This window comes from Gloeocapsa sp. PCC 7428, assembly GCF_000317555.1.
In the GTDB taxonomy this organism is placed as follows: Bacteria; Cyanobacteriota; Cyanobacteriia; order Cyanobacteriales; family Chroococcidiopsidaceae; genus Chroogloeocystis.
Map to the genome: position 1 here is coordinate 391874 of NC_019745.1, position 14186 is coordinate 406059.

The 14186-nt window shown below is 45.1% G+C and carries 14 protein-coding genes; 9 read left to right on the forward strand and 5 right to left on the reverse strand.

The features are described from left to right. Positions 1 to 36: 36 nt before the first annotated feature. Positions 37 to 594 (forward strand): hypothetical protein, encoded by a 558-nt coding sequence (locus GLO7428_RS01745; RefSeq protein WP_015186832.1) that lies wholly within the window; start codon positions 37 to 39, stop codon positions 592 to 594. Between the two features lie 153 nt (positions 595 to 747). Here the strand turns inward: GLO7428_RS01745 and GLO7428_RS26400 are convergent, their stop codons facing one another. Together GLO7428_RS26400 and GLO7428_RS01750 are read right to left on the reverse strand one after the other, a co-directional pair. Next, on the reverse strand, positions 748 to 960 hold the full coding sequence (locus tag GLO7428_RS26400) for an AAA-like domain-containing protein (RefSeq protein ID WP_071882336.1): 213 nt from the start codon (positions 958 to 960) through the stop codon (positions 748 to 750). A 16-nt stretch (positions 961 to 976) separates the two neighbouring features. Continuing rightward, positions 977 to 1714 (reverse strand): toll/interleukin-1 receptor domain-containing protein, encoded by a 738-nt coding sequence (locus GLO7428_RS01750; RefSeq protein ID WP_041918481.1) that lies wholly within the window; start codon positions 1712 to 1714, stop codon positions 977 to 979. Between the two features lie 1089 nt (positions 1715 to 2803). On the opposite strand from GLO7428_RS01750, the gene GLO7428_RS25800 reads away from it, so the two are divergent. The 5 genes from GLO7428_RS25800 (at position 2804) to GLO7428_RS01775 (ending at position 8694) form a co-directional block, all read left to right on the forward strand. Further along, positions 2804 to 3328 (forward strand): hypothetical protein, encoded by a 525-nt coding sequence (locus tag GLO7428_RS25800; RefSeq protein ID WP_155823553.1) that lies wholly within the window; start codon positions 2804 to 2806, stop codon positions 3326 to 3328. Further along, the gene (locus tag GLO7428_RS28235; RefSeq protein ID WP_071882337.1) at positions 3292 to 3609 is read left to right on the forward strand and encodes an AAA-like domain-containing protein; all 318 of its coding nucleotides are present in this window, start codon (positions 3292 to 3294) and stop codon (positions 3607 to 3609) included. The genes GLO7428_RS25800 and GLO7428_RS28235 overlap by 37 nt, the downstream gene beginning before the upstream one ends. A gap of 1057 nt (positions 3610 to 4666) precedes the next feature. Continuing rightward, on the forward strand, positions 4667 to 6547 hold the full coding sequence (locus tag GLO7428_RS01765) for an FG-GAP repeat protein (protein WP_015186833.1): 1881 nt from the start codon (positions 4667 to 4669) through the stop codon (positions 6545 to 6547). Between the two features lie 223 nt (positions 6548 to 6770). Further along, complete coding sequence (locus tag GLO7428_RS01770; protein ID WP_041918483.1) at positions 6771 to 7769, forward strand: hypothetical protein; 999 nt, start codon at positions 6771 to 6773, stop codon at positions 7767 to 7769. Positions 7770 to 7782: 13 nt separating this feature from the next. After that, positions 7783 to 8694, forward strand: a complete 912-nt coding sequence (locus GLO7428_RS01775; protein ID WP_015186835.1) for a polysaccharide pyruvyl transferase family protein — start codon at positions 7783 to 7785, stop codon at positions 8692 to 8694. 12 nt (positions 8695 to 8706) lie between these two features. Here the strand turns inward: GLO7428_RS01775 and bioB are convergent, their stop codons facing one another. Further along, positions 8707 to 9747, reverse strand: coding sequence for a biotin synthase BioB (bioB, locus tag GLO7428_RS01780; RefSeq protein ID WP_015186836.1), 1041 nt, complete (start codon positions 9745 to 9747; stop codon positions 8707 to 8709). Positions 9748 to 9847: 100 nt separating this feature from the next. Continuing rightward, positions 9848 to 11152 carry an adenosylmethionine--8-amino-7-oxononanoate transaminase gene (gene bioA / locus GLO7428_RS01785; protein WP_015186837.1) on the reverse strand — a complete coding sequence of 435 codons (1305 nt, stop codon included), beginning with the start codon at positions 11150 to 11152 and terminating at the stop codon, positions 9848 to 9850. Positions 11153 to 11500: 348 nt separating this feature from the next. Here bioA and GLO7428_RS01790 point away from each other — a divergent pair, with 348 nt between their 5' ends. From GLO7428_RS01790 to GLO7428_RS01800, 3 genes are read left to right on the forward strand one after another with little or no spacing between them, the layout of a single operon-like run. Beyond that, positions 11501 to 11710 carry a DUF2997 domain-containing protein gene (locus tag GLO7428_RS01790; RefSeq protein ID WP_015186838.1) on the forward strand — a complete coding sequence of 70 codons (210 nt, stop codon included), beginning with the start codon at positions 11501 to 11503 and terminating at the stop codon, positions 11708 to 11710. Between the two features lie 43 nt (positions 11711 to 11753). Further along, complete coding sequence (locus GLO7428_RS01795) at positions 11754 to 12140, forward strand: DUF1257 domain-containing protein (RefSeq protein ID WP_015186839.1); 387 nt, start codon at positions 11754 to 11756, stop codon at positions 12138 to 12140. Beyond that, positions 12140 to 12601 (forward strand): ferredoxin, encoded by a 462-nt coding sequence (locus GLO7428_RS01800; RefSeq protein ID WP_015186840.1) that lies wholly within the window; start codon positions 12140 to 12142, stop codon positions 12599 to 12601. Before GLO7428_RS01795 ends, GLO7428_RS01800 begins: the two co-directional genes overlap by 1 nt. Before the next feature lie 55 nt (positions 12602 to 12656). Here the strand turns inward: GLO7428_RS01800 and GLO7428_RS01805 are convergent, their stop codons facing one another. Further along, entirely contained in the window at positions 12657 to 14156 is a 1500-nt protein-coding gene (locus GLO7428_RS01805) for a DUF4335 domain-containing protein (RefSeq protein WP_015186841.1), read from the reverse strand. Positions 14157 to 14186: the final 30 nt, after the last annotated feature.

The window sequence follows — 14186 nt, forward strand, 5'->3', positions numbered from 1 at the left end:
GCAAAAAATTAGCTTCTCAAGTTTTTCGCGCTCATTATGACTATTAAACAAGTTCAATACGAAAGTTGCTTAGCAGAATATGCAAATACTACTGGTGCGATCGCGCTACTCAAGCAGTATAGATTTTACTTAGAAATGCTTCCTAGCTTGCGACGGGCTGACGAGAGTATTATCACAATTCCTTTACCAGTAGTGCGGCTTCGTCAGAGTACGTATAACCATAGTGAACTAACAGCAACTGCAACACAACTTTCCTGTGATGTTGCCATTTTAATGTGCGATCCTGAGTGGAAAATTAAAACTGGGGTCGAAATTATAATATTTATCCATCGTCCTAACGAAGACTTTTCTGATTTACTCAAACGCTGGCGGCAAACGCAAGTTTTACTAGATAAAGATTATGAATGGCTTTTACCATCTTCATATCAACATATTTTGAATGAAGGGGCTAATAAACTTTATCCTTTATTTGTTGTTTTTGATGAGACTTCAGAACGCATTAAGCTAGGGCTACAAGGAGCAAGTTTACCATTTGTTACTGAAACACTTTCTAGAGGAAACGAGGAAGATGCAGTAGAAAGCTTATCTTCATGATAATTACTCATTTAAGGATAAAAAAGTTTAGGAGTAAGCACCACTTTTAATTTAATGAATCAAAGTGTTTGATAGATATGATATTCAATCCGGTTGATTAGTAATGAGAAAAATGGTGACTAGTCACTACTCACTAACCACTCATCTAGCTATTTAAGCGGAGATAATATGATTTGTCGAAACTAAATGCTCGTGGAAATACTGGCGGTACAAATTGCAGCGCGGTATAACTTCATTTCCTTTTTGATGCGCTAAGCCTATACTACATAGCTTAAATGCCTGTACTGTAGGTAATCTTACAGGACGTGTTGCGGTAACGATTGATTTCATGGCAACGGCTAATTTTGGTTGTTGTAGGTTCCACAAGTACCGTACTGGGCAATTAGTGGTTTTCTGATACGCGGCGTAGGACTTCTTGTACTGTAGTTAGTGTATCAGCAGACGATCGCCATTCGTGTTGTTGAATGCCGATCCAGATTGGAATAATCACCGGTGGCTTGTGCTGTGAAGGCGATCGCTGTAAAGTTTTTGTCCAGCAAACAATTTCGCTCACGATCTCACTCAGCGTAGATTGCTCGGATAGCAACAACACAAAGTAACGACAACGTTTTAATTCTGCATCGAACCGTTGCGACCAGTTTTCTTGCGATCGCATAATTTCTTGAGCCATCAAAATTTGATGACCAGCGGCTCTCAACGCTTGTTCAAACGCCCTTGCTAAATTTAGCTCTGACTCCTGGCTACCGTGATAAACAAAAACTTTTGAACTCAGTATCTCTTTTACGTGTGTATGACTATTTTGTTCTTCGCTTGTCCGCTGCACTTGAAATGATTGTTCTGACAACAAACTTTTTGGAAACTCTCTTTTTCTGCGCTCCAACGCCGCGCGGAACGTCTTTTTGCTAACTTTTTCTTCTAAACCCTCAGAGAGCAATTTCCATAACGTAGCACCAACTGTTTTCACGTAATCTTCCGAGCAATAGCAGGTTTTTGCAATTTGCTCATACTTCTGATTTAGCCACGTACCACGAAATACAGCAGCTTGTAGAGTACTCAAGTGCTTACCTGTTTTGGCAAATACCAAAGCATCAGTAAACGCTAGTGCCTCTTCCAAATCCATTGGTTCACTCAAGCTTTGATTCAGGCTTTGGTTTGTTCAAATAGCTAATTGCTATTAATAGCACACTACAGGAAGTAATGCCCATAAGGTATGATTCTCATCACCTTTTTACAAAATGTTAAAACATTAAAGTTAAGTTGCTGACTTTCTCATAGGTCTTGAAATAATTTGATATTTCGTCAAGCAGCAAATAACTCGATTTTTCTTATTATTAGTTATTTTAAAATAAAAACGGATACATTTTTGACAAAACAACTATTTTCTTTAAATCTAAGGGCATAATAAACTAATTCATTATAACTATCAAGGAGTCAGAAATTAGCAACATAAATAAGTACTACTTAGTAGTACAAAAAACCAAATTAAAAGTAGATAAACTGCTCCTAGATCAAGACTAGTTTTGCGTAAATAAATTTAAAAGACTGAGATCGCAATTTTACCCGCTCCAAATCCTGCTACCTTTAGCATACTTACGCTATAAGGATTATTCCCAGAAAAGGTGCATCGCTAAATTCTGATATGGCAACGCAGTTTTATTGCTAAAAATTTAATACTCAGTTGAAGCTACTTCAATAATACTGAGATAAAAATTACACCCTTAAAATTTTTACAAATGATCTTGCGATACAGAAACTTAGTATGAATACAACAACTCAATCATCAACTACGGAAACGAAAAATACTAATTGCCCATCCGTGCCAGAGTCTATTATGACTGCGAGTCGTTGCGAACTGACTGACATCAAGCTGCACATTTGTGGAAATCTGCCGGATAACTTACGTAGAAAGATACTTAAGAAACTTACTTACACGTCCTGTATCACCTGACTCTACTATTTATATTGTGCGTCGTGCTGATCTAAAAGCTAGACAATGCCCAACATCTGATCAGCAGGAAGTTGAGGTTGTAGTGCGTCGAGTCGTGATTCCCTTAGAAGCCGCGCATTTTTTAGTAGACTACGAAAATCCACACGCACAGATGACACTTCATGCATCACATATTTGTGCCTGGGATGTCGCTGAGTGGCTTCGTGACTATACCGGCTCAGCCTATAAACCTTATACCCTGTACCGTCTCGTCTCAATGGTATGGAACAAGACGAGATGGGTATCAGCCGAATGGGGCGCTATGTCATTGATGGAGAAAGTGGACAGATTAGTAAATCACAAGTTATTTCTGATGTTGATTTAACTTGGGGTGTAGGGTTGTATGCGTACCGCGATCGCTTGTCTGCGGGTATGTCTCCAGGACAAATTAAAGATATCTACTGGACTTCGTTTGGGCTATGGAAAGAACTGGTAACAAAGTTTATCTACGACCTGTACAAGGATTATAAATACCGAGCAGTGCCTGTGACAGACATTCTTCGTCTTGCACAGCAGGGTGTTCCAGCCAGTTTGTTTCGACTGCATGCCTCAGACGAATCGCTACACATTGCTAACAGTTTTAAATTTCCTCAAGGGTATATGGTGAGTTCACCCCAGTTTGTACCTACTTTTGATGGCAGTGATGGTTCTACGGATGGTTACATCGTGTGTGCGATCGTCTTTGACAATATGGAACGCCAACTTATATTGTGCGTCAAGCAGATCGCGAACTCTACAAAGCTTTGAAATCTGGTAGATTTTGTTATATCCTCAATTCGCGACAGATGGGAAAGTCTAGTTTGCGGGTGCAAATCATGCAACAACTGCAAACCGAAGGCTTTGCCTGTGCTACTGTTGATATTTCAGAAATTGGACACTACCAGATTACTTTAGAGCAGTGGTACGCAGGATTTATTTATGTATTAGTAAATAGCTTTAATCTTACAAATAAATTTAATATCCGTACCTGGTGGCAAGAGCCTGAATTTTTGTCTCCAGTAGAACGCCTAGGAGAATTTATTAGATGAAGCAAAACGGATAGAAAATTTAGTACACCAACAGGTGATTGAGAATTGGGAAGTACAAGATGAACCAGAACATTTAAGAATAATTCGCGATCGCCTTTGTCGGTACGTGGAGCATAATCGTATTTTGTATAGTAAACAGCAGGCTCTGTTACTTATACATTAGCAAATTTTAGAGCAAGGAAAGAGTGTTGCAGTCGATACTCCAGAACAAACAGAGTTACTTTTGTCTGGTTTGGTAGTTAAGCAGCACGGATATCTCGAAGTTTCTAATCAGATTTATAAGTTAATCTTTGATTGCAGTTGGGTTGAGCGAATGCTAGTTCAATATTGCTGACTTACTCAACGCTCTTGGTTTTAAACAATGTTACAAAAATGTTGGATGTAAATTAAGTCTTACGCTTACTTGGTATATTTTAACCAACCACGATTTCTCCTACTTTTTCTTACCTATATTGTCACTTTTTCACACTGAAAAAAATTTAGGCATATCTTAGCTTGAATAAAGTAGGGGCAAACAGCTTTTCTCGATTGTTTGTAAAGATGTGCAGTGAGAGAAGTAAGTAGATGTCTTCAAGGTCAAAGTCATCCAAAGTCGAGCAGAGCGTAACGAAGGCTCTCGACAGGGCAATTTGATACTTCTCAAGCATCGTGTGAGATGAGGCATAATTCAAAACCAGGGTTTTCTAGCACAAATCTAGAAAAAGCATTTCTACGCTGAGTGTATTACGGGCAAATTTGCAACATAGAAAACGTCATTCACTTCTGAACTTTTCGGGATTGGCAAAATTCTGTTTTGAACGGTAATTAACATACTATGTCGCACTCAATAGGAGTTGTGTCGCTGTAGTACGTTGCTTTAGTCGAATCACTCTAAATCCTACATTAGTTGCCAAAAGTGATGGGAATTCGTACGCAGGAGCAAAAGCCTCTGATACTACAGCCATCAATTGTTTACTAAGAAGCATGAGGCAATCAGCTTGAGGTGTCAGCCAAGAATCAACTGACGAAATGATATCCCTTGTCAGTCAACATCCAATAACAACAAGGAGCAACAACCATGGCAGTGACAACAATTGAATTAGCAAACCTCAACGGTAGAAACGGCTTTGTCCTCAATGGTATTGATAGAGGCGATAGCTCAGGCGAATCCGTCAGTAGTGCGGGAGATGTCAACGGCGATGGCTTTGACGATGTGATTATTGGTGCCTCTGATGCTAACCCCAACGGCAACTCTGGCGTGGGAGAGAGCTATGTCGTGTTTGGTTCCGGTAGTGGCTTTCCAGCAAGCATTGACTTAGCCAACCTCGACGGTAGCAACGGCTTTGTCCTCAATGGTATTGATGAAGATGATAGCTCAGGCGAGTCCGTTAGTAGTGCAGGAGACGTCAACGGTGATGGCTTTGACGATGTAATTATTGGTGCCCCCAATGCTGACCCCAATGGCAACTCACTCGCAGGAGAGAGCTACGTCGTGTTTGGTTCGGGCAATAGTTTCCCGGCAAGCATCGATTTAGCCAACCTTAACGGTAGCAACGGCTTTGTTCTCAATGGTGTTGATGCATTTGACTTCTCAGGCGATTCTGTCAGTAGTGCAGGAGACATCAACGGCGATGGCTTTGACGATGTGATTATCGGTGCCCCTGATGCTAACCCCAACGGCAACTCACTCGCAGGAGAGAGCTACGTCGTGTTTGGTTCGGGCAATAGTTTTCCGGCAAGCATTGACTTAGCCAGTCTCGATGGCAGCAACGGCTTTGTCCTTAATGGTGTTGATGTATTTGACCAATCAGGCTCTTCTGTCAGTAGTGCAGGAGACGTCAACGGCGATGGCTTTGACGATGTGATTATTGGTGCTTTTGGTGCTGCTCCCGATGGCAATATTGAGGCCGGAAAGAGCTACGTCGTGTTTGGTTCGGGCAATAGTTTTCCGGCAAGCGTTGATTTAGCAAGTCTCGACGGTAGCAACGGCTTTGTCCTTAATGGTGTTGATGTATTTGACGCATCAGGTGCTTTCGTCAGTGGGGCGGGAGACTTCAACGGCGATGGCTTTGATGATGTGATTATTGGCGCTCGCTTTGCTGACCCCAGCGGCACTGATGCTGCCGGAGAGAGCTATGTCGTATTTGGCTCAAGCAGTGGATTCCCTGCCAGCATTGATTTAGCCAACCTTGACGGTAGCAATGGCTTTGTCCTCAATGGTATTGATGAAGATGATAGATCAGGCATTTCCGTCAGTGCTGCTGGCGATGTTGATGGCGATGGACTTGACGATCTAATTATTGGTGCTCCTGGTGCTGACCCCAACAGCAACTCTAGGGCGGGAGAGAGCTACATCGTGTTTGGCTTTCGCTCGTTGTTTGGCACTGCTGGTAACGACGTTCTCCTCGGTAGCAACACGCGCGACTGCCTCTCAGGACTCGATGGCAACGACACCGTGGCGGGAGGGTTAGGAGACGACACGCTTCTCGGTGGTGCAGGCAATGACGTGCTACGCGGCGACTTGAATAACCGCTCGCCTCAAGGCAGCGTCGGTGGCAACGACACGCTGTTTGGCGGACTGGGGAATGACCAACTCGGTGGTAAAGGCGGTGATGACCAACTGTTTGGCGAACAAGGCAATGATACGCTCTACGGCGATGATGGCGATGATTTGTTGCGCGGTGGCTTGGGTAATGACACGCTGATTGGCGATGACTTCTCTGGTGGTCAAGGTAGCGATACGTTTGTCTTGGCGGCGGGCGAAGGGCGCGACACTATCCGTGACTTTGAAGATGGTATTGACTTGATTGGGTTGGCAGGCGGTTTGAGTTTCGAGCAATTGACGATTAGCGCTAGTGGTGCTAATAATGCCCTGATTCGCTTGGGCAGCGAGCAACTTGCACTGCTAACGGGTGTGGCAGCGAGCAACTTAACCGCGACGGACTTTACGCTTGTCTAATTTCGAGACGTTATAGCAATAGTCAACATGATTAAGACGTTATGGAAGCTCATAACCATTGTCTTGTAAAGTTTGCTCAACAGAACACCAGTTCCTACAACGGGGGGAATCCCCAAGGGCAAACTGGCTCGGAAACCTGCGCACGCAACTTTCTACTGCCCCTCTGAACCCTGACCCCTACGGGCAGCATTGCCTTGCCCCTCTGAACCCTGACCCCTACTATATGACACTTCCACCTATTTATTTCTACCTACCCCAACCCTACTTTCCTCACACTCTGCCCGCAACCGCAGCAGAAAATTGGGCAGGATATGGGTTGGGTATTTATACCTGGACGCTCCAAACTTATTTTCGACTGCAAGCGGTTGGTTTTCCCTGTCAGTTGGTCAGTTCGCCGCCGAAGGAAGGAATTGTGCTATTTCATCGCCAAGCGTTGCAATTTCGTCCTCTCAAGCCGCAATCTAGATTATTGCTGATTTGTCTTCAAGCTGACAAACAACCTTGCACTGTCGCTCACCTTCATGTGGTTCAAAATCCCACTGATTCCCGAAGTCCACATAGCTACTATCTACCCCACTGGTCGCAACCTGGGTTAATTCCTCGCAATCCAGAACGCGGCGATCGCTTCGAGACAATTGCTTATTTCGGTCATGCGTGCAGTTTAGCTCCTGAACTCAAAGCACCCGCGTGGCAATACCAATTAGCCGCCTTGGGTTTACGCTGGCAACCAATTATCAATCACAACTCCTGGCACGATTTCTGCCAGCTTGACTGTCGCTGGAATGACTACAGCAACATTGATGCCATCGTTGCTATCCGCAGTTTTCACTCTGAGCAAACCTATCTCTACAAGCCCGCTACGAAACTCTACAATGCTTGGCTTGCTGGAGTCCCCGCGCTGCTTGGAGCAGAATCGGCGTATCGCGCGATCGGGCAAGCAAATATGAATTACTTAGAAGTGTCTTCCTATAGTGAGTTGCTCGCTACCCTCATCAGACTAAAGTCATCTGCCGCAGCGCGCCAGAGGTTAGTCTGCAACGGTGCGCTGTCGGCATTGCAGTTTCTGCCCGAACAAATTACTGAGAACTGGTGTCAGTTTCTGCTTAATGTCGCGATTCCTGCTTGGCAACGTCGCTGTCAACGCAATAGGCAACAACTTTTCAGCCGAGTAAAAAGCTTCAATTTCAAACTAGAACGCGCCACATTTCAAACGCAATCTTAGCGACTCGACACAAATGAGATTATATTATTATCAACGACGCGATGGCAACAGCAATTTTGGCGACGACCTCAATTCGTGGCTGTGGTCCCAGCTACTGCCAGGGTTTTTTGACGAAGATCCAACCATTGCCTTTATTGGTATCGGCACGTTGTTGAATCATTTACTTCCACAACGCGTACCACAGGCTCAACGGCTTGTCATCTTTGGTACTGGTGCAGGTTACGGCAATCCATTAACTGCGGTTGCTCATCCATGGCAAATTTATTGCCTTCGTGGCAGGTTATCTGCGCAAAAACTCGGTCTTGCAGAAGAGTTAGCAATTACGGATGCTGCTTTATTAGTTCGACGTCTGTTCCAGCCAACGAGTCAAAAAACAAGCCGCTTCGCTTTTATGCCACACGTGCATCATGCGACTTATGCTGGTACTGTGTTACAAGATATCTGCACTCAAGTGGGCTTAGGTTATATTGACCCACGGTGGTCAGTAAAGAAAGTCTTGACATCAATTAGCCAAACCGAGGTTCTCTTAGCCGAAGCAATGCACGGTGCCATTGTTGCTGATGCCTTGCGCGTGCCGTGGATTCCGGTGCTGACGAGTCCTCGCATCCTTACGTTTAAGTGGCATGATTGGTGCTCTTCATTAGCGCTAGAGTATCATCCTTACTATATCCCGCCTTTAGTGAGTGCCTATCCTCGCTTTCCGCGTCGCCGCAGTGCGATCGCACATTGGAAGAATTGCTGGCAACAGGAACCATGGCTGGCGTTATGTCAAATGGTATCTCAACGCTCATTATGGGCAACTCAGTTACTGCGTATTACTCAAGTTGCTTGTCCTTCCCTCAGCCATGCTAGTCTAGTTGAGCAGTTAACAGATCAATTGGAAAACCGCTTAGAGCAGCTAAAAAGCGATTGGTCTGTACAATAGGTACATCTCGTGCTACGGCGATGAAACGACTGTAGCGCGTGAGCCAACTTCTATCGGAGAACCGTCAGGAGATTCAATCGCAAACCCAGCATCGCGAATCATTTCCAAATCGCTGTGCGTTGCTTGTCCAGGAGTTGTTAAATAATCACCAATAAAGATTGAGTTTGCTGGATAAAGTCCTAAAGGTTGCAGCGATCGCAAATGAACTTCTCTACCGCCAGCGATTCTAATTTCCTGTGCGGGAAGGACAAAGCGAAATAAACATAACACTCGCAGACAACGACGCGGGTTCAATTCTTGAATCTTCTCAAACGGCGTTCCTGAAATTGGAATCAAGAAATTTAGGGGAACACTTGTAACGTTTAATTCCCGTAGCGAAAATGCTAAGTCGATAACATCATCATCCGACTCGCCCATCCCAATAATTCCGCCCGAACAAGTTGTGATTCCTGCGGCTTTGACATTTTCTACTGTCGCGATGCGATCGCTAAACGTATGCGTCGTACAAATTTGCGAGTGGTAATCATCCGAAGTATTTAAATTGTGATTAACGCGATCTACCCCGACTTCTGCCAAACGCTGCGTTTGCTCTTGACTCAACAACCCAAGACACGCACAAATTTTTAAATCATAGTTGGCTTTAACCGCTTGTACAGCGTCCAGAACCTGCGTAAATACTCGTTCGCTGGGAGAACGCCCCGAAATGACCATACAAAAAGTTCCAGCTTGCAATTTCTTTGCTTGCGCAGCAGCGTCTAAAATTTTTTCTTTAGCTAAGAGTGGGTACTTCTCAATTTCAGCAGTAGAAATCTTCGATTGCGAACAATAGTGACAATCTTCTGGACAAAGACCACTTTGAGCGTTAAGGAGAAAATGCAACCGGACGCGATTTTCCCAATAATGGTAGCGCACGCGATAGGCAGCAGCAAGTTGCTCAAGCAGTACACAATCAGGCGCATTGAGTACCGCACGGGCGGCTTCCCGCGTCAATAGTTCTCCAGCCAAAGCGCGATCGGCAAGTTCGTTCCAGTTAAGTGCAGAAGATTTCAACATAAGAAGAGGTCAGAGGTCGGGGGTCAGAGGTCAGAAATTATGGTGAAAACAGGGGCAATGCTTTGCTCATCACTGAAGCCATAATTCTGATTGACCATTGCTATATGATAGTATCAAGTACGCGGCGGATCGCTTGATAAATTGATTTGAGTTGCTCTGAGGTAATGCAGTAAGGTGGCATCAAGTAAAGCGTATTCCCCAGAGGACGTAAGAGAAATCCTTCCGCTAGAAACCTTTGTTTGAGGATTGGTGCGATCGCATTAAAATATCCACTCTGACTATCTGTGACGATATCCATCGCGGCAATCGTCCCGCATGTGCGCACTTTATCGATTTTGGGATGATCCTGCAAGTATTTTTCTAGATAGCGGCGATGCTGGTGTTCCAAATTGCGAAAGTTAGGATTTTGTTCTAGCAACTCTAAAGACGCAACGCCTGTAGCACAAGCTAAGGGATTTCCTGTGTATGAATGACCGTGAAAAAATGTTTTACTGACATCATCACTGTAAAACGCACGATAAACATCTTCTGTTGCAACGGTGACAGCTAAAGGTAAGCAGCCGCCTGATAAACCTTTTGATAAACAAATAATATCCGGTGCGGTTTCTGCTTTTAAGCAAGCAAATAATTCACCAGTGCGCCCGAAGCCTGTCATCACCTCATCGTAAATGACAAGTACGCCAAACGAGTGCGCCAAGTTTCCTAAAGCTTGTAGAAATTGTGGACGACATACTCGCATTCCCCCTGCACCTTGTACAAGTGGCTCGATAAAAAGACCTGCATATCGCGTAGGATTTTGCTTGAGAAGCCGCGTGAGTATTTCCAGAGTCTGTGCTTCACGCACTTCGACATCAGCATCATTATCAAACGTAGCAGGAAAAGGCACAAGCTCCGTCGAGAACATCAAGCGGTGAAAAGGCTGTTCCCAGGGCGAATTACCTGCGATCGACATTGCGCCTATCGTATCGCCGTGATATCCACCTTCAAAGCTAATAAACGTCGTGCGATCGCTTTCTCCTTGATTAAACCAATATTGATAAGCCATTTTTAGCGCGACTTCCATCGCTGTTGAGCCATTATCCGAAAAAAATACTCGCGTGAGCGATTTTGGGAGATGCTGAAGTAATTTCCTCGCTAGCTGTTCGGCTGGTTCGTGCGTAAAACCTGTAAAAATGACGTGTTCTAAGGCTTGGGCTTGTTTGTAAAGCGCCTCAGCGAGTATAGGATGTCCGTGTCCGTGAATCGTCACCCACCAACTGGAAATACAATCCATAATTTGGCGTTTATCTTCGAGTTCGAGCATCACTCCTTGTCCCTTGACGACTTTCAAAGGTATCGGCGCGGTTTTCATTTGGGTGAATGGTTGCCAAATCGGAGAATGATAAATTTCTTCAATGCTGCTCATAAAAAAAATCAACTTCTTTACCCAGAAAAGCTGTTAATAATCAAGAAAAATCAGAGAATACGACTCAATTTATTCTTTTTACCCGCTGTTCGCGAGTCATTCGCTACTTAATTCTTACTTGACTGCTGCGGTGAGTTAAGCGAAACTGACAATAATTGATGTAAGGCTTCATCTATTGCTAAATTTTGTTAATTTTTTATTCTCTATAATTCGATAGATGAAACATTATTTAGCAATAGTGATAGTGAGGAGAGGGCATAGTAGGCATAAACGCTTACAAATAGCAACGAGCAGCCGATACAGTGTCGCTGCAAATTATAAATAAAGCTATGGTGATTAGCTAGAAGTATGGAAACGCTAGAGTTTGTGATTTATCCCGATGGTCGCGTACAGGAAAAAGTTTCCGGTATAGTCGGAGCAACTTGTACCGAAGTCACAGCGGCAATCGAAGCAGAACTGGGGCAAGTCGTCAGTCACCAGCCAAGCTCAGAATTTTATAATGCAGTACAACACCAATCTACAGTTGCAACAACCCAAGCTAGTTTTAGCGAGTGGTAACTTTACTAACTAGTCCAGTTTGATTTAATTCACAACTACTACAATGTCACACTTTAGCCAAATCAAAACACAAATCCGTAATCTTTCATCGTTACAAGCTGCGCTCACTGATTTAGGCATCAGTTGGAAATCTGGTTCTAGAGCAGTTCGAGGCTATCGCGGTCAAACTCGTAATGCCGAAATTACCATCGAGCAGGAGAATGGTTATGATCTCGGCTTTAGTTGGAATGGCAAAGAATACGAACTCGTTGCTGATTTGCAATATTGGCAGCAAAATTTGTCCGTTGAAGGTTTTCTTAAGAAAATAACGCAGCGTTACGCTTATCATACAGTTTTAAGCGAAACTTCGCGCTTAGGGTTTCAAGTAGCAGAACAGCAACAAAACGAAGACGGTTCAATTCGACTATTAGTACAGCGCTGGAGTGCGTGATGTCTGATTTTATGCCGCCAAAGCAGACACAATCTGGAGCAATGCGATCGCACCTTGAACCCGAACTAGGTGGAATTTTTCGCGATGCACCTGAACGTTCGGGGTTAGAACCTGAGTTAGGCGGTGAACTGCGGCAAAAAGGTGTTTATGTTGACGAAATCACCTGCATCGGTTGCAAGCACTGCGCTCATGTCGCCCGTAACACCTTCTACATCGAACCAGATTACGGTCGTTCGCGCGTCGTCCGTCAAGACGGCGACTCAGAAGAGTTGATTCAAGAAGCAATTGACACGTGTCCGGTTGATTGCATTCACTGGGTTGACTACACCGAACTGAAAAAGCTCGAAGAAGAGCGACAGTATCAGGTTATTCCGATTGTCGGATACCCTGTAGAAGAAGCTGTTATCGCTGCTCATCGGCGGCGTAAGAAGCGCCAAGCCCAGAAAAAGGCTCGCTATTAACTTTGAATTTATATAATTTTTTGTTGAAAAGGCTGTAACAACAGCCTTTTTTTGGTTACTCAGCAGCCTCACGCGGATCGCGCGACACTTGTGGCGCTTCGCGATCTTCCAAAAAGGTTTGCACTTTGCCATCAGGTGTTAAAACAACTCGAATTCTAGCAACTTTGCCGTCAGTAATGGGGGATACAAACGGCTCGCCAATCAAAGGCATTCCAGTACGGTCAATTTGGTCTCTAGCAGCTTGATTTAGCGGTTCAATACGTTGAATTGTGCCATCAACATCCAAGAGCAAACTGTATTCTAAGGTCTGCTTAACTGCGGCTGTTGGTTCCCAGCGACGCTGAAAGAATTGTCGAGCCTCGGCTACCTGACTAATATTATCTAGCGATGTAGGTTGACTTGGGGCAGGAGGAGGAGGGATATTCGGCGATCGCACTGCCGCAGTCGTGTTTGCCGCCTGTCGCTGTGGTGCCGCTGGTGGTGCGGTTCGCTGGGTTTGAATTGCGGCTTGCGATCCAGGATTAGGAGCGTTAAGTTGCGCTAAAGGACTCGGTATCGCGATTGTGGGCGCAGAATTTCCTGTACCTGGTTGCTGTGGCGCAGTATTTCCCGCCGAACCTGTAACGGTTTGATTCGGCGACCCTGGATTAATGACCGTTGTTTGTGGCGTTGGTGTCGTCCTCCCAGGAAGAGTAGACGACGGTGCGGCCGCGGTTGATTCAGTCGGTGGGCTAGCGTTTGGGACAGGAATTGCGGGCAAGGGGGCGTTAGGCACGGGGACAGGAGAACCCGCAGGTGGTGGAGGTGGTAGTGTGTCTAACGATGATAAAGGTGGTAGTGGTGAAGGCTGCGCCGCAAGCTGCTGTGGATCTTCAGCAATTTGATTATTCGTTGCGGTTTGCTGTTGAACAGGGCGATTAAGTTGTTGCAAGACAGCAAATATACCGACAGCAAGTGTTAATCCGGCGGCGATTGTCGCCCAGGCGGGAGGAGTCGTACTGACTCGACGCTGGTTGAGGCTGGGTAAGGCAACAATATCAGCTTCAAATTCATCTAAAGCCGTTGCCAAATCAAACAGTTGCAGTACGCTCAACTGCACGACAGGTCCGGTTGTGGGCGTTGCTAGAGGTCCCAAAAAGAGTGTATGTGATAACCCTGTACCAGGTTTCAGAAAGATTTGTCCCGCCCGTGCAGGAGGTGAATCAGAGGAATTGGCAGGTGAAATCACAATTTGGGAATGAGCAACCGAAGTCGTTGCCTCAGTCGCAGTCGTTTGCGACGCCAACTGTGCAGTAAATTGGGCTGGCGATTGACTTAATAACTCTTGCACATACACTGCGACAGCTTGGTGTAGGGCTTCAAGTCGTTCGCGATCGCCTGTAATCTGAACTCGTTGTTCGGGCGATCGCGGATCGTCAAAATGCAAATGAAAGCGTAACTGCGTGGCGACTGTCCGCCCAGCCCAACGCGACAAGGGTGATTGAGGAGCGATAATTTCCAACGTACATGTGGGGGGCGTATACCTACGGAGAACCTGTGAATTTGACAAAGTCATAGGTGAGAATTTAGCAGAGGTCAGAGGTCA

Bases quoted from the DNA above. Each gene is read 5' to 3' on its own strand.
- GLO7428_RS01745 (WP_015186832.1), top strand. From the start codon at position 37: ATGACTATTAAACAAGTTCAATACGAAAGTTGCTTAGCAGAATATGCA.
- GLO7428_RS01750 (WP_041918481.1), bottom strand. From the start codon at position 1,714: ATGGATTTGGAAGAGGCACTAGCGTTTACTGATGCTTTGGTATTTGCC.
- GLO7428_RS25800 (WP_155823553.1), top strand. From the start codon at position 2,804: ATGGAACAAGACGAGATGGGTATCAGCCGAATGGGGCGCTATGTCATT.
- GLO7428_RS01765 (WP_015186833.1), top strand. From the start codon at position 4,667: ATGGCAGTGACAACAATTGAATTAGCAAACCTCAACGGTAGAAACGGC.
- GLO7428_RS01770 (WP_041918483.1), top strand. From the start codon at position 6,771: ATGACACTTCCACCTATTTATTTCTACCTACCCCAACCCTACTTTCCT.
- GLO7428_RS01775 (WP_015186835.1), top strand. From the start codon at position 7,783: ATGAGATTATATTATTATCAACGACGCGATGGCAACAGCAATTTTGGC.
- bioB (WP_015186836.1), bottom strand. From the start codon at position 9,747: ATGTTGAAATCTTCTGCACTTAACTGGAACGAACTTGCCGATCGCGCT.
- bioA (WP_015186837.1), bottom strand. From the start codon at position 11,152: ATGAGCAGCATTGAAGAAATTTATCATTCTCCGATTTGGCAACCATTC.
- GLO7428_RS01790 (WP_015186838.1), top strand. From the start codon at position 11,501: ATGGAAACGCTAGAGTTTGTGATTTATCCCGATGGTCGCGTACAGGAA.
- GLO7428_RS01795 (WP_015186839.1), top strand. From the start codon at position 11,754: ATGTCACACTTTAGCCAAATCAAAACACAAATCCGTAATCTTTCATCG.
- GLO7428_RS01800 (WP_015186840.1), top strand. From the start codon at position 12,140: ATGTCTGATTTTATGCCGCCAAAGCAGACACAATCTGGAGCAATGCGA.
- GLO7428_RS01805 (WP_015186841.1), bottom strand. From the start codon at position 14,156: ATGACTTTGTCAAATTCACAGGTTCTCCGTAGGTATACGCCCCCCACA.